The organism is Ruegeria sp. N7 (assembly GCF_056531345.1).
Map to the genome: position 1 here is coordinate 45,748 of NZ_JBQFLR010000007.1, position 18,952 is coordinate 64,699.

The 18,952-nt window shown below is 57.3% G+C and carries 25 protein-coding genes; 12 read left to right on the forward strand and 13 right to left on the reverse strand.

The window, feature by feature from the left end; translation table 11 throughout:
- The first annotated feature begins 32 nt into the window (after positions 1-32).
- Entirely contained in the window at positions 33-779 is a 747-nt protein-coding gene (gene ubiG / locus ACR0ES_RS10370) for a bifunctional 2-polyprenyl-6-hydroxyphenol methylase/3-demethylubiquinol 3-O-methyltransferase UbiG (RefSeq protein ID WP_480773987.1), read from the forward strand.
- Between the two features lie 3 nt (positions 780-782).
- Here ubiG and ACR0ES_RS10375 read toward each other — a convergent pair whose 3' ends face one another.
- From ACR0ES_RS10375 to ACR0ES_RS10390, 4 genes are read right to left on the reverse strand one after another with little or no spacing between them, the layout of a single operon-like run.
- Positions 783-1,223 (reverse strand): MarR family winged helix-turn-helix transcriptional regulator, encoded by a 441-nt coding sequence (locus tag ACR0ES_RS10375; RefSeq protein WP_267363106.1) that lies wholly within the window; start codon positions 1,221-1,223, stop codon positions 783-785.
- A gap of 12 nt (positions 1,224-1,235) precedes the next feature.
- Positions 1,236-2,066: a carbon-nitrogen hydrolase family protein gene (locus tag ACR0ES_RS10380; protein ID WP_480773986.1), complete on the reverse strand. Its 831-nt coding sequence runs from the start codon at positions 2,064-2,066 to the stop codon at positions 1,236-1,238.
- Positions 2,066-2,323, reverse strand: a complete 258-nt coding sequence (gene grxC / locus ACR0ES_RS10385) for a glutaredoxin 3 (RefSeq protein WP_480483930.1) — start codon at positions 2,321-2,323, stop codon at positions 2,066-2,068. The genes ACR0ES_RS10380 and grxC overlap by 1 nt, the downstream gene beginning before the upstream one ends.
- 38 nt (positions 2,324-2,361) lie before the next feature.
- A complete protein-coding gene (locus ACR0ES_RS10390) occupies positions 2,362-3,126 on the reverse strand; it encodes a double zinc ribbon domain-containing protein (RefSeq protein WP_480488121.1) in 765 nt (254 codons plus the stop codon).
- Between ACR0ES_RS10390 and ACR0ES_RS10395 the strand changes: the two genes are divergently transcribed.
- Complete coding sequence (locus tag ACR0ES_RS10395) at positions 3,107-3,937, forward strand: methyltransferase domain-containing protein (protein ID WP_480488123.1); 831 nt, start codon at positions 3,107-3,109, stop codon at positions 3,935-3,937. The two genes, ACR0ES_RS10390 and ACR0ES_RS10395, sit on opposite strands and share 20 nt — an antisense overlap.
- A gap of 57 nt (positions 3,938-3,994) precedes the next feature.
- Entirely contained in the window at positions 3,995-5,044 is a 1,050-nt protein-coding gene (gene hemH / locus ACR0ES_RS10400) for a ferrochelatase (protein WP_480870570.1), read from the forward strand.
- A gap of 160 nt (positions 5,045-5,204) precedes the next feature.
- Here hemH and ACR0ES_RS10405 read toward each other — a convergent pair whose 3' ends face one another.
- Positions 5,205-5,387, reverse strand: a complete 183-nt coding sequence (locus ACR0ES_RS10405) for a hypothetical protein (protein ID WP_117870963.1) — start codon at positions 5,385-5,387, stop codon at positions 5,205-5,207.
- Positions 5,388-5,526: 139 nt separating this feature from the next.
- Positions 5,527-6,126 carry a L,D-transpeptidase gene (locus ACR0ES_RS10410; protein WP_267363097.1) on the reverse strand — a complete coding sequence of 200 codons (600 nt, stop codon included), beginning with the start codon at positions 6,124-6,126 and terminating at the stop codon, positions 5,527-5,529.
- Between the two features lie 169 nt (positions 6,127-6,295).
- Here ACR0ES_RS10410 and dalA point away from each other — a divergent pair, with 169 nt between their 5' ends.
- Positions 6,296-6,811 (forward strand): divisome-associated lipoprotein DalA, encoded by a 516-nt coding sequence (dalA, locus tag ACR0ES_RS10415; protein ID WP_267363096.1) that lies wholly within the window; start codon positions 6,296-6,298, stop codon positions 6,809-6,811.
- Between the two features lie 54 nt (positions 6,812-6,865).
- Here the strand turns inward: dalA and ACR0ES_RS10420 are convergent, their stop codons facing one another.
- The 7 genes from ACR0ES_RS10420 to ACR0ES_RS10450 all read right to left on the reverse strand — a co-directional run bounded on the left by ACR0ES_RS10420 (position 6,866) and on the right by ACR0ES_RS10450 (position 11,646).
- Positions 6,866-7,330, reverse strand: a complete 465-nt coding sequence (locus ACR0ES_RS10420) for a PTS sugar transporter subunit IIA (protein WP_267363095.1) — start codon at positions 7,328-7,330, stop codon at positions 6,866-6,868.
- Positions 7,331-7,387: 57 nt separating this feature from the next.
- Positions 7,388-7,951 carry a ribosome hibernation-promoting factor, HPF/YfiA family gene (gene hpf / locus ACR0ES_RS10425; RefSeq protein ID WP_480483926.1) on the reverse strand — a complete coding sequence of 188 codons (564 nt, stop codon included), beginning with the start codon at positions 7,949-7,951 and terminating at the stop codon, positions 7,388-7,390.
- A gap of 251 nt (positions 7,952-8,202) precedes the next feature.
- Positions 8,203-8,961, reverse strand: coding sequence for an LPS export ABC transporter ATP-binding protein (gene lptB / locus ACR0ES_RS10430; RefSeq protein ID WP_480474775.1), 759 nt, complete (start codon positions 8,959-8,961; stop codon positions 8,203-8,205).
- The gene (locus ACR0ES_RS10435) at positions 8,961-9,452 is read right to left on the reverse strand and encodes an LptA/OstA family protein (RefSeq protein ID WP_480483925.1); all 492 of its coding nucleotides are present in this window, start codon (positions 9,450-9,452) and stop codon (positions 8,961-8,963) included. The genes lptB and ACR0ES_RS10435 overlap by 1 nt, the downstream gene beginning before the upstream one ends.
- Positions 9,453-9,455: 3 nt before the next feature.
- A complete protein-coding gene (lptC, locus tag ACR0ES_RS10440; protein WP_267363092.1) occupies positions 9,456-10,055 on the reverse strand; it encodes an LPS export ABC transporter periplasmic protein LptC in 600 nt (199 codons plus the stop codon).
- Between the two features lie 11 nt (positions 10,056-10,066).
- Positions 10,067-11,035, reverse strand: coding sequence for a KpsF/GutQ family sugar-phosphate isomerase (locus ACR0ES_RS10445; protein WP_480773983.1), 969 nt, complete (start codon positions 11,033-11,035; stop codon positions 10,067-10,069).
- The gene (locus tag ACR0ES_RS10450; RefSeq protein WP_480832873.1) at positions 11,032-11,646 is read right to left on the reverse strand and encodes a ribonuclease D; all 615 of its coding nucleotides are present in this window, start codon (positions 11,644-11,646) and stop codon (positions 11,032-11,034) included. The genes ACR0ES_RS10445 and ACR0ES_RS10450 overlap by 4 nt, the downstream gene beginning before the upstream one ends.
- Before the next feature lie 133 nt (positions 11,647-11,779).
- Between ACR0ES_RS10450 and ACR0ES_RS10455 the strand changes: the two genes are divergently transcribed.
- The 8 genes from ACR0ES_RS10455 to ACR0ES_RS10490 all read left to right on the forward strand — a co-directional run bounded on the left by ACR0ES_RS10455 (position 11,780) and on the right by ACR0ES_RS10490 (position 18,944).
- Positions 11,780-12,037, forward strand: coding sequence for a metal-sensing transcriptional repressor (locus tag ACR0ES_RS10455; protein ID WP_480546232.1), 258 nt, complete (start codon positions 11,780-11,782; stop codon positions 12,035-12,037).
- A 3-nt stretch (positions 12,038-12,040) separates the two neighbouring features.
- Positions 12,041-13,360 carry an MFS transporter gene (locus ACR0ES_RS10460; protein ID WP_480773982.1) on the forward strand — a complete coding sequence of 440 codons (1,320 nt, stop codon included), beginning with the start codon at positions 12,041-12,043 and terminating at the stop codon, positions 13,358-13,360.
- 52 nt (positions 13,361-13,412) lie between these two features.
- The gene (locus tag ACR0ES_RS10465; protein ID WP_267363085.1) at positions 13,413-13,841 is read left to right on the forward strand and encodes an Lrp/AsnC family transcriptional regulator; all 429 of its coding nucleotides are present in this window, start codon (positions 13,413-13,415) and stop codon (positions 13,839-13,841) included.
- Positions 13,842-13,913: 72 nt separating this feature from the next.
- The gene (locus ACR0ES_RS10470; RefSeq protein WP_480773981.1) at positions 13,914-14,612 is read left to right on the forward strand and encodes a transglycosylase SLT domain-containing protein; all 699 of its coding nucleotides are present in this window, start codon (positions 13,914-13,916) and stop codon (positions 14,610-14,612) included.
- Between the two features lie 9 nt (positions 14,613-14,621).
- Positions 14,622-16,709, forward strand: coding sequence for a flagellar biosynthesis protein FlhA (flhA, locus tag ACR0ES_RS10475; RefSeq protein WP_480773980.1), 2,088 nt, complete (start codon positions 14,622-14,624; stop codon positions 16,707-16,709).
- Complete coding sequence (locus ACR0ES_RS10480) at positions 16,706-17,479, forward strand: flagellar biosynthetic protein FliR (protein ID WP_267363081.1); 774 nt, start codon at positions 16,706-16,708, stop codon at positions 17,477-17,479. Before flhA ends, ACR0ES_RS10480 begins: the two co-directional genes overlap by 4 nt.
- The gene (locus ACR0ES_RS10485) at positions 17,476-18,564 is read left to right on the forward strand and encodes an EscU/YscU/HrcU family type III secretion system export apparatus switch protein (RefSeq protein WP_480773979.1); all 1,089 of its coding nucleotides are present in this window, start codon (positions 17,476-17,478) and stop codon (positions 18,562-18,564) included. The genes ACR0ES_RS10480 and ACR0ES_RS10485 overlap by 4 nt, the downstream gene beginning before the upstream one ends.
- The gene (locus ACR0ES_RS10490; protein ID WP_480773978.1) at positions 18,561-18,944 is read left to right on the forward strand and encodes a hypothetical protein; all 384 of its coding nucleotides are present in this window, start codon (positions 18,561-18,563) and stop codon (positions 18,942-18,944) included. The genes ACR0ES_RS10485 and ACR0ES_RS10490 overlap by 4 nt, the downstream gene beginning before the upstream one ends.
- Positions 18,945-18,952: the final 8 nt, after the last annotated feature.

The following is an 18,952-nucleotide window of genomic DNA, read 5'->3' on the forward strand; positions in this document are numbered from 1 at the left end:
CCTTAAGCGTAAAAGAGCATACGGAGACAGGAATGCAAGCGCATCCGAACACGGTGGATCCATCCGAGATCGCAAAATTCGAAGCGATGGCGGCGGAATGGTGGGATCCTCATGGGAAATTCAAACCGTTGCACATGCTGAATCCTTGCCGTTTGGATTATATCACACAGCAGATTGCCGGTGAATTCGACCGCGATCTGAAAGCGCGAAATCCGTTCGAAGGGCTGCGCCTGCTGGATATCGGTTGTGGCGGTGGTCTGCTAAGCGAACCCATGGCACGTCTGGGGGCCGAGGTCGTCGGGGCCGATGCCGCCGGAGGCAACCTGCCTGTTGCGCGTATCCATGCCGAGCAATCCGGTTTGGAGATCGACTATCGCCACACCACAGCCGAAGACATGGCCGCCGCAGGTGAGCAGTTCGACGTGGTCCTGAACATGGAAGTGGTCGAGCATGTGGCCGACCCGGAGGGCTTCCTGACCGCCTCGCAAAAATTGCTCAAGCCGGGCGGGCTGCTGATCTGCTCAACCATCAACCGCAACCCGAAATCCTATGCCATGGCCATTTTCGGGGCCGAGGTCGTCATGCGCTGGCTGCCGCGCGGCACGCATGAGTGGAACAAGTTCATCACCCCTGATGAGTTGTTCGACCTGCTGCGTCAGGCCGGGATGGACCCGGTGGACCGCAAGGGGTTCGTCTTCAACCCGATCCTCTGGAGCTGGTCGATCTCGGACCGGGACTTAAGCGTGAACTATGTGACGGCGAGTGTGAAACCGGGCTGAGGGTTATTCCCCTTCCAGCTGTTTTCTCAGATCGCGCAGCACTGGCAGTGTCGACCGAACACGGTCGTCCCCCAACTCTCCGACCACGCGGTTGATCAACGGAGCAATCGAGGAAATCGCCTGATCCCGCGCGCGTTTACCGGCGGGGCTGATCGCGACCATCTTGCGGCGGGCATCGTCCCAGTCGGGGCGGATGTGGATGTATCCGGCCCATTCCAGCTTGGCCAAGGTGTTGGTCATCGCCCCTCGGGTCACGTGGAACGTGTTGGCCAGCTGCGCCGGGCTACGCTCATCCGCGACAAAAGCCAAGTGGTTCAGAACCGAGAAATGCGAGATTTCCATGCCCTTGGGCAGCACCCGGCTAAGCCGGTTCCGCAATAGCTGGTCGGCGGTCAGGATCTCGCTGAACAGCGTGACCGCAAGGGCATTGGTGTCGTCTGTCATTGTTCCGTTCTGTCAGGGTCCGTCGAAGGAACGGCGGTGGTGCAGTGAAGGGACACGTCGCCGTGCCTCAGTCACAGAACTATCATCCAAATCGAAAATGTGAATGCCTGGATCGGTCCCTGCGTCGATCAGCACCTTTCCCCACGGGTCGACGACCATGCTGTGACCGTGAGTATAGCGTGTTTTACCGCCGGTTTTTGGATGTTCCCCTGTTTGGGCCGGGGCCAGCACCCAGCACCCGGTTTCGATTGCACGTGCGCGCAGCAAGGCTTCCCAATGCGCGGCACCTGTGACCGGCGAGAACGCGGCCGGGACGGTCAGAATGCGCGCGCCCGCCTGCGCCAGTGCCGCGTGCAAATATGGAAAGCGGATATCGTAACAGATGGTCAGACCAACCTTGCCGAAATCCGTATCTGCGATAACCGCTTTTTCGCCTGGGCGGTAATTCTTTGATTCGCGGAACGTCTCGGTCTCGGTGACCTGCACATCGAACATATGGATTTTGTCATACCGCGCCACGATCTGACCTTGCGGTCCGATCATAAAGCAACGATTGGCAAAACGACCGTCATTGTCATGAGTCTTGAGCCCCAACGAGCCGATCAGAAGCCATACACCCAGATCAGCAGCCTGTTCGCGCAGGCCCGTCAAAGTGATGTCATCTTCTTCATGTTGTAAAACCGCGCGCTGCCGTGTGGTGCTGGTCGAAACGCAATTCGTAACCTCTGGCGTCAGAACAAAGCGGGCGCCCTGTTCTGCCGCTTCGGCCATCATGCCTCGGACCATCCCGAGGTTTTCTGCCGGATCGTCCGACGAGGTGATTTGCAGCAGCGCGGTTTTCATCAGGCCGCAAGCAGACGGTCAAGCTTGCCCTGACGCTCCAACTCGTACAAATCATCGCAACCGCCGACATGCGTGGCGCCGATGAAAATCTGGGGGACCGTGCGTTTGCCTCCGGCACGTTGAATCATTTCAGGTTTGCGTTTGGGGTGCATCAGCACGTCGATCTCCTTGAACTCGACACCTTTCTGCTTCAGCAGGCGTTTGGCTGCATGACAATACCCGCACAGTGGCGATGTATAGATCTCTACCGACTTCATTTTCCGTTCCCTTCGGATTTCGCGCAATCTTGGGCGAATTAGACATCCTTGGCAACGCGCGCCAGAGCCAACACGAAAATATGATTTGCCCCCGCCGCCTGACAGGCACGAGTGCATGCGGCCAGTGTTGCCCCGGACGTCATCACATCGTCCACCAGCAAAACGTTCCGGCCCGTCAGATGGCGGGCATTTCGGGGGTGAAGGCATATCGCGTCGCCCAAAATCTGTGCCCGCTCGGCAGCTGTTTTGCCGTCCAGTACCGGCGTCTTGTTTTTGCGAATCAACAGATCGGGCACACATTCCAATCCTGTCTCGCGCGCCAGGTTCTGCGCCAACAGCGCTGACTGGTTGTATCGCCTTTTCAGCAATCGAGACCAATGCAAAGGAACCGGAACAATCACCATATCCGGTCGCAACAATGGGCGCCCTGCCTGCACCATCCACTGCGCGGCAGGGCGGGCCAGTTCGGGCCGATCACCATGTTTCAACGCCAGGATCAGTGACCGCGCCTTGCCGTCATACAAAAGCGCGGCGCGGCCTGCCCTCCAGGGGCGCGCGGTCTTCAGGCAATCATCGCACTCGGTCCGAAACTCGTCCTGCCCCCCGATCAGGGGCAGACCGCAACTTTCACAGACCGTGCCGCCAATGAATGGCGTTTCCCGCCAGCATGGACCACACAGGCCAAAATCGGACTCGGTCAGGTCGCCGCACCCCATGCAACGTGGTGGATAAATCAGCGCAAGTGCGGTTTGAATCCGTTGCGCGATGCGATACTTGCCAGCTATGAAACTGCCCGAACCCACTGCACCCTCACTTTTTGACCGTGCCGCCATTCTGCGTCATCGCAGCCGCGTGCAGGATGACGCCCTTTTTCTGCACCGCGCCGCGATGGACGAGGTTCAGGATCGGCTCTCCATGGTTAACAAAACCTTTACGGCGGCAGCGATCGTGACCGCATACCCGCAGCTTTGGACGGACGCGTTTCCCGAAGCCTCGATCATTGCGGATGACGACGTGCTGGCACTGCAACCCGGCGTACATGACCTTGTGATCCACGCCATGACACTGCACTGCGCAAACGATCCGGTGGGCCAGTTGATCCAATGCCACCGCGCGCTGAAACCCGACGGGTTGTTGCTGGTTGTTTGTCTGGGCGGCGAAACGCTGCACGAATTGCGCGCGGCGTTGGGTCAGGCCGAGATTGACGTTACCGGTGGCCTCAGCCCCCGCATCGCCCCGATGGCCGGGTTGCGAGACATGGGCGGTTTGTTGCAGCGGGCAGGTCTGGCCTTGCCAGTCGCAGACTCGGTGCCGCTCACGGCTGAGTACCGTGACATCTGGCACCTGATGCACGATCTGCGGCATATGGGTGAGGCCAATGCGTTATCCGGGCGACTGAAACACCCGACCAAACGCGCAGTATTTGAGGCCGCGCAAAACATCTACGCGTCTCATTTCACCACAGAGTCGGGACGTCTGGCAGCCACGTTCGAACTGATCTGCCTGACCGGATGGTCCCCCCACGACAGTCAACCCAAACCACTGCGTCCTGGGTCGGCGCAAGCACGTTTGGCTGACGCCTTGCGCACGGACGAGGGCAAACTGCCCGATTGACGCGCGACCAAATCCCCTTATTTCAGGCCCTAACGCAAGAAATTCAGGAAGCCTCATATGTTTGATGCCACGCGACCCGCTCACGCTCCTACGGATCACCCCAAGATCAGGATGGGGCGCGTCGGCATATTGCTGGCCAATCTGGGCACGCCGGACGACTACACATATTGGCCGATGCGCCGATATCTGAATGAGTTTTTGTCGGACCAGCGTGTCATCGATTATCCAAAGTGGAAATGGCAACCGATTCTACAGGCGATCATCCTGACCAAGCGACCTTTCAGTTCCGGCGAGGCTTACAAATCGATCTGGAACCAGGAAAAAGGCGAAAGCCCGCTGATGACCATCACCAAGGACCAGACCGCCAAGCTAAGCCAGACGATGCACGCACGATACGGTGATCAGGTCATGGTCGATTTCTGTATGCGTTACGGCAACCCGTCGACCAAATCCAAAGTGCGCGCGATGGTAGCGGCAGGGTGCGATCGCATCTTGTTTTTTCCGCTTTACCCTCAATACGCTGGCGCAACGACGGCCACCGCCAACGACCAGTTCTTTCGCGCACTGATGGACGAAGCCTGGCAGCCCGCGACGCGAACCGTTCCGGCCTATTTCGATGAACCCATCTATATCGATGCGCTGGCACAGTCTGTTGAACGCGCATACGAGGCTATGGAGACAAAGCCCGACATTCTTGTCTGCTCATATCACGGGATGCCCGAGCGGTATCTTCAGCAGGGCGATCCCTATCACTGCCAATGCGCTAAAACGACGAGGCTGTTAAAGGAGCGGCTGGGCTGGACAGATGATCAATTGGTATCGACCTTCCAGTCGCGCTTCGGCCCCGAAGAATGGTTGAAACCTTACACGGTGGATCACGTGGCCGACCTGGCGAAGCAAGGCAAAAAGAACATTGCAGTTATTGCCCCGGCGTTTTCTGCTGACTGCATCGAAACGCTTGAAGAGATTAACGAAGAAATCAAAGAAAGCTTCGAAGATGCAGGCGGGGAGGCGTTTACCTATATATCATGCCTTAACGATGACGACGCCCATATCGCGGCACTTGGAAAAGTGATCGAAGACAATCTGTGCGGGTGGCTGGAGTAAAGCGTTTACAGAACGCAACCCGCATTTCCTATGAGAACGTTAGGCTCGGCTTGATACTGGCCTGTCAGTATCCCCCGGCGCGCAACAGGCTTGAAGACCTGTTGGAATTAAAAAAGGCGGTGGATTGCTCCACCGCCTTTTTCATGAATTCCGTGTCGGATTAGCTTGCAGCAACAGCAGCAGCAACAACGACCAGCAGGATCAGCGGCAGCAGAATGCCCTGCGACGAACCCTGAGTTTCTTCAACAACAACTGGTGCTTCAACAACCGGCTCTTCCAGGTTGCCAGCATATGCAGTCGAAGCTGCTGCAGTCAGAGCTGCGGCGAGAACGAGTTTCTTCATATTAACCTCCAGAATTTGCACGGCTCCAATATCCAGAGCCGCACATCTAAGACTTACCTCGTAGTTTTTTCTAATCAGCATTAGAGCGGGAATGCAATTGCAACTTGACCGGTGAGCGGGTTCGTACACGAAAATGTCGTCAAATTAGCAACACTTGCGTGCCAACCTTCGCCATCGAAAACAGCTCGGCGATGTCTTCGTTGAAAAGGCCGATGCAGCCGTTCGAAGATCTTCGGCCGATTTTGCGTGTATCGTGCGTCCCGTGAATGCGATAATACTTCCAGCTTAGGTATAAAGCGTGTGTTCCCAATGGGTTATCAGGACCCGGAGGAATGTAGTCCGGCCATTCCGGATTTCTCTTCTTCATCGACGGCGTCGGAGACCAGCTTGGGCCTTCGACCTTGCGGATCACACTGGTGCGCCCGCGCCGGGTGAGTTCTTCGGTCAGCGGAACCGACGACGGGTACAATTTATAGACTGTTTGGTCATCCGACCAGTAATGCAGCGCTCTTGAGACGGTGTCGACCAGTATGGCGCCATTTCTGGTGTTCGAGAAATACGGTTGCCAATCCAATGCCCGGAACCCGGATACGTTGCGTCGAACTGCCGGTTCGGTTTCGGGTGCAGGGCGCAGCGGGTCACCCGGGATATATTGCGCCAGTGCCGGTGTAGCCAGAGTGGCGGTAGCCCCTGCCAGAAACCCCCTGCGGGTGGGCGAATGAATGCGCTTTTTGACCATGACGACGGGTCCTGTGTTTAGGTGAGGTCTGAAATCAGAGGCATTCTATTGCCAGAATGCTTCAGTCGCAAACCAAACCGGCAGAATCACGCAAGTTGTGGCCATTGCGCGTTTGCTCAGAACAAGCAGGCGCGCTATGCCCTGTTGTGATACAATAATCAGGTCGAACATGACGCGCATCGTTTCTTTACTGTTGATTTGCTTTGTCGCACTTGCGGCATGTACCAACACTGGCTCAACCACTCTGGGATCTGATGGTCGCCCATTGCCGACCGTGTACAAGATCCGCGGCAATCCGGAAAAGCTGCAGTTCCGCATGCTTGATTCGGTCAATGCTTTGCGTCAGGCACAGGGGTTGCAGCCCGTACAGCTGAACGCGCAGCTGAACGCAGCGGCAGCGACACATTCAAAGGATATGTCGCGGCAGAACCGGCCCTGGCACTTTGGGTCAGACGGTTCATCACCAATCGACCGGGCAGCGCGTGTCGGCTATTTCGGAACGTTCCTGGGGGAAGCCATTTCCGAAACCTACGAGACCGAGACGGAAACACTTGCCGCATGGATGCAGGAACCTGGACCAAGGTCTGTCATCATGGACGCCAAAGCCACCCAAATGGGATTCGCCTGGCATCAGGAAGGCGGTGGTAAAATCTGGTGGACGCTGGAAATGGGAACCGGTGGTTGATCCGGTCAAATGAAAAGAAAAAAGCCCCCGGTTTTCGGGGGCTTTTTTTGTTAATCAGGCGGCTTGCATAGACTGCGCCTCAGTCAGGATCGCATAGAGCTTTACCGGATCAGGGTTCGCCCGGAGCTTGGTGCAAACCGAAGTATCCCGCAATGTGCGAGACACCAGCGCCAGAGCTTTGAGGTGATCAACACCCGCCTCTTCCGGTGCAAACAGCGCGAAGGCGATGTCCACAGGCTGGCGATCAACCGAACCGAAATCGATGGGCTTCTCAAGCATGACAAAAACACCTGAAACCGAATCAAGATCGGGCAGGCGCGCATGCGGCAGCGCCACACCATGGCCGACACCGGTCGGTCCAAGGCTTTCCCGCTCCAGCAGGAAATCAACCGCTTCCTGAGGATCGATGCCCAGCGTCGCCGCGGCAACGTCACCGATTTCCTGAAACAGCCGCTTCTTGCTGGAAGCCGCGGACAATACACGCACCGCTTCGGGCTTCAGTATGCTCGAAAGCTCCATGATCACGCTCCATGGCACGCACCCGCATCAGCGGGTGCAGCCCCGTATCCTTGCCTGTTACGGATCAATCCAGCCGATATTACCGTCTTCGCGACGATAAACGACATTCAATCCGTCCTTGTTTTCATTTCTGAACACCAGTACTGGCGCACCGGCAAGTTCCATTTGCATAACGGCCTCTCCAACGCTCAAAGATGGGATTTTTGTTTCCATCTCAGCCACAATCATTGGCTGAAGCGATTCGGGTTCTTCGACCGACTCCGATTCATTAGAAGCGAGGATATAAGAGGACGCCCCAAAGAGTTCAACCGGTTCGGCCCGATCCTTGTGGTGGTCCTTCAGGCGGCGCTTGTAACGACGCAACTGTTTTTCCATTTTATCACAGCATGCCTCAAATGCCGCGTAGATCTCGGTTGCATGGGCCTTGGCCTGCGCCGTCAGGCCAGTGGACAGGTGCACCGTTGTTTCGCATACATATTCATGCGCCGAACGGGAAAAGACGACGTTGGCATCCGTAGGCCGCTGCGCATACTTGCCCACGACCTCATTCAGTTCGGTCTGCACGTGTGTCTGCAACGCCGCACCGATGTCGATCTGTTTTCCGCTGATTTGGTAACGCATGTGATCTCCTTCACAATTCACACCCATTCTGACGCCGCAAACGCGACGAGCTTGTTTTTATCGGGTGGGGGGTAGAGACATTTTCCGCGGTTGCCTTGTTTCCAGCCCTTCGAAGAAGGGACATCGAGATCCAGACTGGAACCGGGTAAATGCCATAAGCCAATTGAGGCAAGAGACGAGGGAAGAGTCAATCAAAACAGATGTGTATATACGCGATTTCCGCCATGCAATTGGCACAACTCCGCGCAAGGTTATGAAATGCGGAAATTCTCGCCCAGATAGACGCGGCGCACATTCTCGTTTTCGACAACCTCATCAGGTGTGCCGGACATCAAAACCTGACCGTCATGCAGGATATAGGCCCGGTCGACAATTTCCAGCGTTTCCCGGACGTTGTGATCGGTGATCAGCACACCAATACCGCGTTTTTTCAAATCCGCGACCAGATGGCGAATATCCCCGACACTAATCGGGTCAACGCCTGCAAACGGTTCATCCAGCAGCAGGTATTTGGGGTCTGCGGCCAAACAGCGCGCGATCTCAACACGGCGGCGCTCGCCGCCTGACAACGCCAGAGCCGGGGCCCGGCGCAAGTGTTCGATCGAGAAGTCAGACAACAGCTCTTCCAAACGCTCTTTGCGCTTATGCGCATGAGAGACCGTGATATCCAGAACGGCAGCAATGTTGTCCTCGACGCTCATGCCGCGAAAGATCGACATCTCCTGCGGCAAATAGCCGATCCCCATCCGTGCCCGCCGGTACATCGGCAAAGTAGTCACATTCTGGCCGTCGATCGTGACTTTTCCCGCCTCTGGGAACACAAGGCCCGCAACTGAATAGAACGTTGTGGTTTTACCAGACCCGTTCGGCCCCAGCAGCGCCACCACTTCGGACCGACCCAACGTCATCGAAACATCGCGGATCACCGTCTTTTTTTTGTAGGACTTCCGCAGCTTCTCGATGCGCAGCCCGGAACTGCCCTCGGTCAGTTTCAGATCGGGACGCGCCATCAGTTGTTTCCCTGCTGCAAGATCGTTTTGACCCGCCCGGTCATTGTCGCAGTGCCCGATGTCAGGTTGGCGTTCATCTGATCGCCACTGATGATGCTGGGGCCCTGTGTCAGAAGGACATTGCCCTTCATGACAATCTCACCCGAGCCGATCTTGTATTCAGCCCAGTCGCCTTCCGCTGCATCCGGCGGGCTGACCAGAACCACATTCTCGGTGGCCTCCATTCGCTCGATCGCCGAGCGTTCCTGATTGTAGATAACCAGCACGCGTTCGGCTGTCAGTCGCATTTCACCCTGTACGACGATGACATTCCCGATGAACTCGGCCGATCCGTCCTCTTGATTGACGTTCAGGGTTTCCGATGTCACCTCGACCGGCAGGCTCGGATCGGCATTCGCGGACCCAAAAGCCACCTGCGCCTCTTGCGCAGTCACGGGCGCGGCGCCCGCGATCAAGGCGAGGCACAAAGGAACAAATCGAAAATCGAACACAAGTTATCTTTCTGCTTTTTCAGGCTCGTATACCAGCTTCACACCATCTGTAAAAACAATATGGACCGGCCCGTCCGTTTTTTCAGTGCCAAAGGTCATACGCCCCGCGGAAAAGTTACCGATCGGACCGGTTCCGTTCACCTGCCCCGGCGTATCGCCCCGGACTTCGTCCAACGAGGTATTGAGCAGATCCGTCGTGACCTTGAGCCCATCCGCCGTGGTGATGACCACGTCACCAACAAAGGTTGCTGTTCCACTATCCGGACGGATCAGGCCGGAATTCGAATCCAGCGTAATTGTGCCGCCATTGAGCAGCCCAAAGCGGCCGCGAAACTCGGAAGCGGTCGGAACCGACGCCTCGGTGCCCTGCGTGGCTTGCACCGCCTCGATGTGCACGGTCTCTCCCTTGCGGGTCGTTCCGCGGTAATCCGGCCGCGTTACCACCTGTTGTGCCAGTCTCTCATCAATGTCTTTCTGCGCGAAAGGCACGGAAACGTTTGTTTCGATACTGCGGGACAGCAGGAATACCGTGGACAACATCACAATAGCCGCAAGCGGCAACAGCACCTTCAGGAACTGCACCATGCGGGAATACCTGTCCACTTCAGCCTCCCTCAGCCCAGACCGACGCGCAGGCAGTCGTGGATATGAAGCAGCCCCAAAGCCTGACCTGATGTCGCCTCGTCAACCACGAAGAGCGAGGTGATCTTACGGTCATTCATGATTGCTACCGCTTCTTCCGCCAACGCATCCGGGGATATGGTTGTGGGGTTGGGGGTCATGACCTGCTCGGTCGTTTTGTTCAGCAGCCCATCCATGTGGCGCCGCAAGTCACCGTCTGTAATGATCCCTGCCAATTGACCCTGCGGGTCTGTTACGCCAGCAACACCAAACCCCTTCTGGCTGATTTCGATCAGCGCATCGCTCATCGGAGTATGTGCCGCAATCAGAGGCAGGGCCTCTCCGACATGCATCAGATCCTGTACTGTGCTCAGCCGAGCACCCAGTTTGCCGCCGGGATGGAAGGCACGGAAATCCTCGGGCCGGAAATCGCGGTATTTCATGAGGGCAATCGCCAGTGCATCCCCCATGGCAAGGGTCAGCGTTGTGGAGATCGACGGCACCATACCAAAACCGCAGGCCTCGCCCATCGACGGGATCAGAAGATGTACATCGGCCTGTTTCATCAATGTGCTGTCAGGTTTGCTGGACAATCCAATCAGCGGAATGCCAAAGCGGCGCGTAAAGGCCAGCAGATTGGCAAGTTCCGGTGCCTCGCCCGAATTCGAAATCGCCAAAACCACATCACCCTTGGAGACCATGCCAAGATCACCATGGCTGGCCTCGGCCGGATGCACGAAATAGGCAGGCGTTCCGGTGCTGGCCAGCGTGGCCGCAATCTTGTGACCTATGTGGCCTGACTTGCCGATACCGCTGATTATGATGCGCCCGGTGGCCTGAAGGATCAGCTGCACGGCTTCAGCAAAATGCGCGTCCAGACTGTCGGCAAGTACGTCCAGCGCGCGGGCTTCGTCAGTCACCACCTGACGGGCGGTTTTCAGGAATGCTTCGGTATCGGTCATGAGTGCGCAAAGATATCCGTTTCGGGCCAACCGGCGAGGTCCAGTTTCGCACGCATCGGTAGGAAGTCAAAACAGGCCTGCGCCATTTCAGTCCGATCCTCGCGAGCCAGCCGAATGTTCAGCGCATCGCGCAGCTGATGCAGATAAAGAACGTCAGACGCAGCATAATCCAATTGAGCGTCCGTTAATGAGGTTGCGCCCCAGTCGCTCATCTGTTGCTGTTTGGAAATATCGACACCGATGAGTTCCTGACACAGGTTCTTGAGCCCATGCCGGTCGGTATAGGTCCGCACCAGGCGGCTGGCAATCTTGGTGCAATAAACCGGCGCGGCCAGAGCACCAAATGTATGGTACATAGCGGCGATGTCGAAGCGCCCGAAATGGAACAGCTTCAGAATGTCAGGGTTTTCCAGCATGGCACATAGGTTCGGCGCCTCAGTCTGGCCTTTTTCCACCTGCACGATATGGCTGTTGCCGTCACCACCCGACATCTGAATCACGCACAAGCGGTCCCGATGTGGGTTCAGACCCATGGTTTCACAGTCAATGGCCACAACAGGGCCCAGATCCAGCCCGTCCGGCAGGTCGTTTTTGTACAAATGGTTCGCCACCCGACTATTCCTTTGTGCGGTATCGCCTCCGAGATAGGCGGTTTGGTCCATAAACTCAACGCCGTCCAAAAGTCACGGGCAAATCCCCGCAACAAGATTGACAATATCCTCATGGGGGGGATAGGGATACATCATGACAAATGTACCCCGCGAGTCGCATCCGCATATCACGGCAAGGCTGAAACGGGCCCACGGGCATCTGGCAAAGGTCATTGCCATGCTTGAAGGTCAGGCGCCCTGTTCTGACATCGCCCAACAGCTGTTTGCCGTTGAAAAAGCGGTCACCAACGCCAAGCGCGCCTTGATCCATGATCACATCGACCATTGCCTGTCTTCCGATGGCGATAGCGGCGGGATCGAGGATTTCAAAGCCATTACGAAATACCTCTGAACCATGCTGAGCATTCTAAAAAACCGGACCTACCGCCACCTGTTTGCTGCCCAGATCGTCGCCCTGACCGGAACCGGGCTGGCCACAGTCGCGCTTGGGCTGCTGGCCTTTGATCTGGCCGGAGACGCTGCTGGCCTTGTGCTGGGCACCGCGCTAACGATCAAGATGGTGGCCTATGTCACCGTGGCCCCCCTGGCCGCTGCATTTGCCGAGCGGCTGGACCGTCGGAAAATGCTGGTTCTTCTGGACCTGATCCGCGCCGCAGTCGCTGTATGCCTGCCTTTCGTGACCGAGGTCTGGCAAATCTATGTGCTGATCTTCGTGCTACAATCCGCCTCGGCGGGCTTTACGCCCGCCTTTCAGGCAACGATCCCGGACGTGTTGCCGGACGAAAACGAATATACCCGCGCTTTGTCACTGTCACGTCTTGCCTACGACATGGAAAGCCTGCTGAGCCCGATGTTTGCCGCGGCTCTTCTGTTGCTGGTCAGCTTCAACAGCCTGTTCTGGGGCACAGCGCTGGGATTTGTTGCTTCGGCATTGCTGGTGGTCTCGGTCGTCCTGCCCTCGCCCAAGCCCAGCAAACCACGCGGAATCTATGACCGCACGACACGCGGAATTCGCATCTATCTGAAAACGCCCCGGCTGAGGGGGCTGCTTGCGCTTAATTGGAGCGCCGCAGCGCTGAGTTCGATGGTAATCGTCAACACAGTGGTCATCGTGCGGGCCACCCTTGGCCTGTCAGAAAGCGCCGTGGCCATTGCACTGGCCGGATTTGGCGGCGGGTCGATGCTGGCGGCGTTTACTCTGCCCCGACTGCTGAATCGGATTGAGGATCGCAAGGTTATGCTGTCCGGAGCCATTCTTGCGTCGGGCGCTATGGCCGTCGCCTCGGTTCTGACCGCGACGATCCCGCTTACGCTGGGTGTCCTTGCCGTTTTTTGGGCTTTTACTGGCTTTGGATATTCTACAACCCTTACGCCTTCGGGTCGTTTGTTGACCCGTTCCGCCCATCCCGAAGACCGCCCCGCTGTCTTTGCTGCACAGTTTACTCTGTCACACGGCTGCTGGCTGGTGCTGTATCCGCTGGCTGGGTGGATAATGACCGTTTATGGGCCGACTGTTGCGCTCGGCAGTATGTCTATTCTGTCCGTGGCAGGCGTGATTGTGGCAGTCAGCCTTTGGCCGCGTGACGATCAGGAACCGGTTGTTCACACTCACCCCGATCTGCCAGCCGATCATCCGCATCTGGCCGGGGCGGGCCCGCACGCGCACCCGATCATAATCGACGACCTGCACCCACGCATACCGCGTGAGCCTTGAGAAAGGATGTCCATCTGATCTAAACCCGGACTTACCGCAAACCGGAGCCCCAATGGACCAGCTTGACCGCCGTATCATCGCCGCCCTGCAAGCCAATGCACGTGCCTCGACCACGCAGATCGCGGCCTCGCTGGGTGTGGCCCGCACGACTGTGCATGAACGGATCAATCGTCTGGAACATCGCGGCGTAATCACCGGATACACCGTGCGCCTTGGGTCCACGGAAGACACGCCCAAAGTGCAGGTCATCGTCATGCTGGAAGTGCAGCAGAAGGAAACCAACCGGATCCTTAAACGGCTCGAGGCTTATCCCGAGGTCAAACTATGCCTGTCGATCAATGGTGAATTCGATCTGATGCTGACCGCAGATGCCCCGAGGCTGGAGGATCTGGACATTCTGGTGGACGATCTGGCGAAGATCCCCGGCGTCCTGCGCACCAATACAAGCGTTGTTTTCGGGCGCAGGATCGACCGAAACTGAGGCTGCGATAACTCTCTGTAAACCGATCGGCGGCTAGCTTGGCCGGGAACACCAGAATCCCGGACCGGCAGAATGCCAATTCGCAGAATACCAATTGCTTTCATGATACTGCATGTGCTGTTGGCGCAGGTGGGTTCTGCCATGCACGCAGCACCGACAGGCGGGCTTTGTGATCAGGCCGCGCGCCGTGCGGCACTGTCCGAAGATGTTCCGCTGGACGTGCTGCGCGCCATAACTCGCGTTGAAACCGGGCGAACAGTCGACGGGCTGTTGCAGCCCTGGCCCTGGACAATAAATGCCGAAGGTCAGGGGTATTGGTTCAAGTCCGAGGCCGAGGCCAAGGCCTATGTTTTCAAAATTTTCAAAGCGGGCTCTCGCAGCTTTGACGTCGGGTGTTTCCAGGTCAATTATCGCTGGCATGGTAAGGCCTTCCGCTCGATCGATGCGATGTTTGAGCCGGATGCGAACGCAACCTACGCCGCCCGCTTCCTGAAAGACCTTTATTTCGAACTTGGTTCGTGGCCTGCTGCGGCCGGGGCGTATCATTCCCGCACGAATGCTCTGGCCGAGGCTTATCGTGGTCGGTTCCAGACAGTGATGGCTCAATTGGACAACCCGCCCTCGCACGGGTTTTCTGGCAAGTCACGCGATCCGTTCACAAGGGCCGGAACGCCCTTGATTCCGGTGCTAGTGGCTTCACCCGCCACCACTGCCTTGGGCTCTCTGGTCCCGACCAATAGCACAGCAACTGCTTTCATCCCTTTCAATTAGGAAACCTGCGTGCCCCAGATTGACATCCGGTCCCTGTTTTCGCCCACTGTCCTGTTGGCACTGGCGCTGATGACCGTCATCGTCATGATGATCCTGCCCATGCCTGCCTGGGTGCTGGATGTGGGGCTAGCCGCCTCTTTCGCGCTGGCCATCCTGATTTTCACTCTGACGCTGTTCATCGAACGTCCGCTGGATTTCTCGTCCTTCCCAACGATCCTGCTGGCATCGCTGATGCTGCGCCTGTCGCTGAACGTCTCGTCGACCAAACTGATCATCGGTCAGGGGCATACTGGACCCAACGCAGCTGGTGACGTGATTGAAGGGTTCGCCAATTTCGTCATGGGCGGCAGCATCTTTCTGGGTCTTGTGGTTTTCGGCGTACTGCTGATCGTGAATTTCATGGTCATCACCAAAGGGGCCGCCCGTATGGCCGAGGTCGGCGCGCGCTTTGCCTTGGACGGGATGCCGGGCAAGCAGCTTGCCATCGACAGCGACATGTCAGCCGGGGCCATCGACCATCAGCAAGCCAAGGAACGGCGGGAACGCGAACAGCAGGAAACGACATTCTTCGGCTCGCTCGACGGTGCGTCGAAATTTGTCAAAGGTGATGCCGTTGCTGGCCTTCTGATCACTCTTTTGAACCTTGTTATGGGTTTGGTCATGGGGGTGATCGTGCACGGAATGCCGGTGGCTTCGGCGTTCGAGACTTATGCAATCCTGACCGTCGGTGATGGTCTGGTCTCGCAGATCCCCGCGGTTATCATCTCGATTGCCTCTGCATTGCTGCTGGCGCGCGGCGGAACACAGGGTGCCACCGACAATGCCATTTTCTCCCAACTTGGGCGTCATCCGGCTGCGCTGTCTACCGTGGCGGTTCTTATGGTCCTGTTTGCGCTGGTGCCCGGCCTGCCTTTCCTGCCGTTCATCCTCGGTGCAGCTGTACTTGGTTATGCGGCCTACAGAATTCGGAAAAAGCAGAAAGAAACAGATCCGTCATTGCATTCGCAGGCGACCGAAACCGAGGTGTCGGTCTCGCAGGCTATTGGTGATATTCTGGACCTAGATGACGTGCACCTTGAATTCGCACCCGATCTGGTAAGCTTGGTTTTGAATCCCGGAACTGGGTTGGATGCCCGCATTGCCAATATGCGCAACTACGTGGCGTCTACCTTCGGATTGATCCTGCCCGAAATTCGCCTGACTGATCGAGCCGACCTGCCAACCGGAACCTACGTGATCAAGGTTCAGGGGGTCGAACAGGCGCGCGGCGTTCTGAACCCCGATCTGGTTCTGGCTCTGGTTCAGGACGGGTTCGATCTGTTGCCCGAAGGCAATGACGTGACCGAGCCGGTTTACGGCGCGCCTGCCCGCTGGATCCTGCCCAAACATCAGGAGGACGCAGCGCTGAACGGGGCCACTATCGTCTCACCGCCCGAGATCCTGGCCACGCATCTGCTAGAGATTATCAAGCAGAACTTCTCGCGCTTGCTGACGTTGAAATCCCTGCGCCGCCTGCTGACCGAAATGACCCGCCTGAGCGACCCAGTTCGGGCTGAGGCAAACCGCAAGTTGCTGGATGAATTGATCCCCGACAAAGTGCCAATGGACACATTGCACGCCGTTCTGCGACTGCTTCTGGAGGAACGGGTTTCGATCCGGAACATGGCCCTGATCCTTGAAAGCGTTGCCGAAGCACGGCTGACAACCACCCAGCCTGAAGGCATCTGCGAATTGGTGCGCCAGCGTCTCGGATTTCAACTGGTCGCCGATATGAAGCGTGAGGATGGCTCGATCCCGCTGATCCAACTGGCCCCCGAGTGGGAGGAAACGTTCACCACCTATCAGGTCGACGCGCCCAGCGCCGGACTGGATGTCGCGCTACCGCCGAACCTGTTTAACAAGCTGGCCGACGGCATGGTCAGCAGTATCGCCAGATCTGCTGATAACGGTTTGTTTCCTGCTGTCGTGACCTCGACCCGGCGACGCCGGTTGTTGCGTACGATCATGCATGCGCGCGGCGTTCCAAACCCGGTCCTTTCTTTTGAGGAAATCGGGTTGGAAGCCAAACCCGCGCTGGTAGGAACTGTTCCCGCGTGATCGCTCTGCCGCCAGAATTGTTGACGCAGCTGGCCGAACCGCTCTGGCAGGCCTTTGCGGTTTTTCTGCGCGTCTCTGCTTTGGTTTCGCTGCTGCCTGCTTTCGGCGAGCGCAGCATTCCAACACGGATGAAACTGGGGATATCCGTCGCCTTTACCCTGATCATTTTTCCGGCAACCCAACCATTGGACCTGTCTCTCAACCTGTGGACGCTGGGGCGGTTGGTTGGGACAGAAATCCTGATTGGGCTGGCGCTTGGAACCGGGCTGCGGCTGTTTGTTTTGGCGCTGCAAACCGCCGGATCCATTGCCGCGCAATCCACGTCATTGTCGCAATTGCTGGGTGCGGCGGCCACTGATCCTGTTCCGGCAATGGGATACCTGCTAACGATCGCGGGGCTAACGCTTGCCGTCATCATGGGCTTGCACGTACGGGCCGCGCAATTCCTGATCCAGAGTTATGCCCTATTCCCCATGGGGTTGGTGCCAAGCTCGGCAGATTTGTCCTATTGGGGTGTGCGACAAATCTCACGCAGCTTTGGGTTGGCCTTCTCGCTGGCAACGCCATTCGTCATCGCCTCGTTGATCTACAATCTTGCACTTGGGGTTATCAACCGGGCCATGCCGCAATTGATGGTCGCCTTCGTGGGCGCGCCAGCAATAACATTTGCCGGGCTGTTTCTGCTGTTTACGGGCGCACCATTGATCCTCTCTGTTTGGTCTGACGCGCTGATTGCCTTCTTCATGAACCCGATCGGAGGCCAGCGATGAGCGGTGCCGATGACGACAGCGACAAGTCATACGAGCCGACGCCGCAAAAGCTCCAGAAAGCCCGTGAAAAGGGTGAAGTTCCCAAGTCCAACGACTTGTCGGTTGTTGCGGCATATACCGGACTGCTGATCGCATTGTTGGCGGCAGGGCAGTACGCCGTCGCGCAATTGGGAACTCTGTTCATGGTCCTGATCGACCAATCCGACCAGATCGCGAACCTTCTGAAAATGGGACCTGCGACAGCGACGGTTGCCGGAATTCTGAGTGGCGCGGTGACACCCATTGCCGTGCTTTTCTGCCTGCCCGCGGTGGCCGTTCTGCTAAACCTGATTGCCCAACGCACGCTGGTGTTCGCCCCCAGCAAACTGAATCCAAAGCTTTCGCGGATTTCCCTTGTTTCGAATGCCAAAAACAAGTTCGGGCGCGGTGGCTTGTTCGAGTTCGCCAAGAGCGCAACCAAACTGGCGATTTACAGCCTGTGCCTCGCACTTTTCATCAAGTCGAATCTGGCCGAAATTCTGTCTGCCAGCGCGGCCCCGGCAAAGTCATCCATACTGCTGATGATGAACCTGTTGTTTCGCTTCCTGTTCATTGTGGTTGCCATCGCACTCGGCATCGGCGTTATCGACTTTCTGTGGCAATACGCCGAGCACATGCGCAAGAACCGCATGTCGCGCAAAGAGATCCAGGATGAAACTAAGGACGCCGAAGGCGACCCGTATGTAAAGCAACACCGCCGTCAACGTGCACAGGAGATCGCCTCGAGCCAGATGATGGCAGATGTTCCGGGCGCGGATGTTGTTATCGTAAACCCCACCCATTTTGCCGTTGCACTGAAATGGACCAGGGCTACTGGCAGCGCACCTGTTTGTGTTGCCAAAGGTGTGGATGCAGTAGCCGCTTCCATCCGTTCTGCTGCGGCTCAGGCCGGCGTTCCGATCCGCTCGGATCCTCCGACGGCGCGTGCGCTTCACGCAACTGTCGACATCGGGCAGGAGATCTCCGAAGAACATTTTCGCCCCGTTGCCGCTGCAATCAGGTTCGCCGAAGCGATGCGGAAACGTGCAAAGGAGCAGATCCGATGAAGGACACTCAGTTAAGCGAGCTGGACAAAATAGCCGACGTCGCTTTCCAGAAGCAATTTCAGACACTCCGCCCAATCCTCGAGGCCGAGGCCAGAATTCAGAACCAATTGGCGAAACTGGATCATCAGCTTGACCAGGTGCGCAAAGCCAGCGGTTGGACAGAAGGATATCAGATATCGGGGGCCGACATTCTTTGGAATGGCTGGGAATCTGCCACGCGCCGCGCGTTGAACATGCGACTTGCCCAAACGCGCGCTCAGAAACTGGCCGGTCTGGAGGCGCTCAGAATTGCATTTGGCCGCAAACAAGCCGTCGCAACCCTGCGGGAGCAGCAGCTGAAAAGCCATCGGCAGGCCGTTGCCCGAAAGCAAACCCGTTAATGCTGACC

What these genes read in the sequence shown, in the direction of transcription:
- hpf (WP_480483926.1), bottom strand. Translation starts at nt 7,951, where the DNA reads ATGCGTTACCAAATCAGCGGAAAACAGATCGACATCGGTGCGGCGTTG.
- ACR0ES_RS10380 (WP_480773986.1), bottom strand. Translation starts at nt 2,066, where the DNA reads ATGAAAACCGCGCTGCTGCAAATCACCTCGTCGGACGATCCGGCAGAA.
- lptB (WP_480474775.1), bottom strand. Translation starts at nt 8,961, where the DNA reads ATGGCGCGTCCCGATCTGAAACTGACCGAGGGCAGTTCCGGGCTGCGC.
- grxC (WP_480483930.1), bottom strand. Translation starts at nt 2,323, where the DNA reads ATGAAGTCGGTAGAGATCTATACATCGCCACTGTGCGGGTATTGTCAT.
- ACR0ES_RS10395 (WP_480488123.1), top strand. Translation starts at nt 3,107, where the DNA reads ATGAAACTGCCCGAACCCACTGCACCCTCACTTTTTGACCGTGCCGCC.
- ACR0ES_RS10470 (WP_480773981.1), top strand. Translation starts at nt 13,914, where the DNA reads ATGCCAATTCGCAGAATACCAATTGCTTTCATGATACTGCATGTGCTG.
- ACR0ES_RS10490 (WP_480773978.1), top strand. Translation starts at nt 18,561, where the DNA reads ATGAAGGACACTCAGTTAAGCGAGCTGGACAAAATAGCCGACGTCGCT.
- ACR0ES_RS10485 (WP_480773979.1), top strand. Translation starts at nt 17,476, where the DNA reads ATGAGCGGTGCCGATGACGACAGCGACAAGTCATACGAGCCGACGCCG.
- ACR0ES_RS10405 (WP_117870963.1), bottom strand. Translation starts at nt 5,387, where the DNA reads ATGAAGAAACTCGTTCTCGCCGCAGCTCTGACTGCAGCAGCTTCGACT.
- dalA (WP_267363096.1), top strand. Translation starts at nt 6,296, where the DNA reads ATGACGCGCATCGTTTCTTTACTGTTGATTTGCTTTGTCGCACTTGCG.
- ACR0ES_RS10465 (WP_267363085.1), top strand. Translation starts at nt 13,413, where the DNA reads ATGGACCAGCTTGACCGCCGTATCATCGCCGCCCTGCAAGCCAATGCA.
- ACR0ES_RS10375 (WP_267363106.1), bottom strand. Translation starts at nt 1,223, where the DNA reads ATGACAGACGACACCAATGCCCTTGCGGTCACGCTGTTCAGCGAGATC.
- ACR0ES_RS10410 (WP_267363097.1), bottom strand. Translation starts at nt 6,126, where the DNA reads ATGGTCAAAAAGCGCATTCATTCGCCCACCCGCAGGGGGTTTCTGGCA.
- hemH (WP_480870570.1), top strand. Translation starts at nt 3,995, where the DNA reads ATGTTTGATGCCACGCGACCCGCTCACGCTCCTACGGATCACCCCAAG.
- ACR0ES_RS10455 (WP_480546232.1), top strand. Translation starts at nt 11,780, where the DNA reads ATGACAAATGTACCCCGCGAGTCGCATCCGCATATCACGGCAAGGCTG.
- ACR0ES_RS10460 (WP_480773982.1), top strand. Translation starts at nt 12,041, where the DNA reads ATGCTGAGCATTCTAAAAAACCGGACCTACCGCCACCTGTTTGCTGCC.
- ACR0ES_RS10420 (WP_267363095.1), bottom strand. Translation starts at nt 7,330, where the DNA reads ATGGAGCTTTCGAGCATACTGAAGCCCGAAGCGGTGCGTGTATTGTCC.
- ubiG (WP_480773987.1), top strand. Translation starts at nt 33, where the DNA reads ATGCAAGCGCATCCGAACACGGTGGATCCATCCGAGATCGCAAAATTC.
- ACR0ES_RS10445 (WP_480773983.1), bottom strand. Translation starts at nt 11,035, where the DNA reads ATGACCGATACCGAAGCATTCCTGAAAACCGCCCGTCAGGTGGTGACT.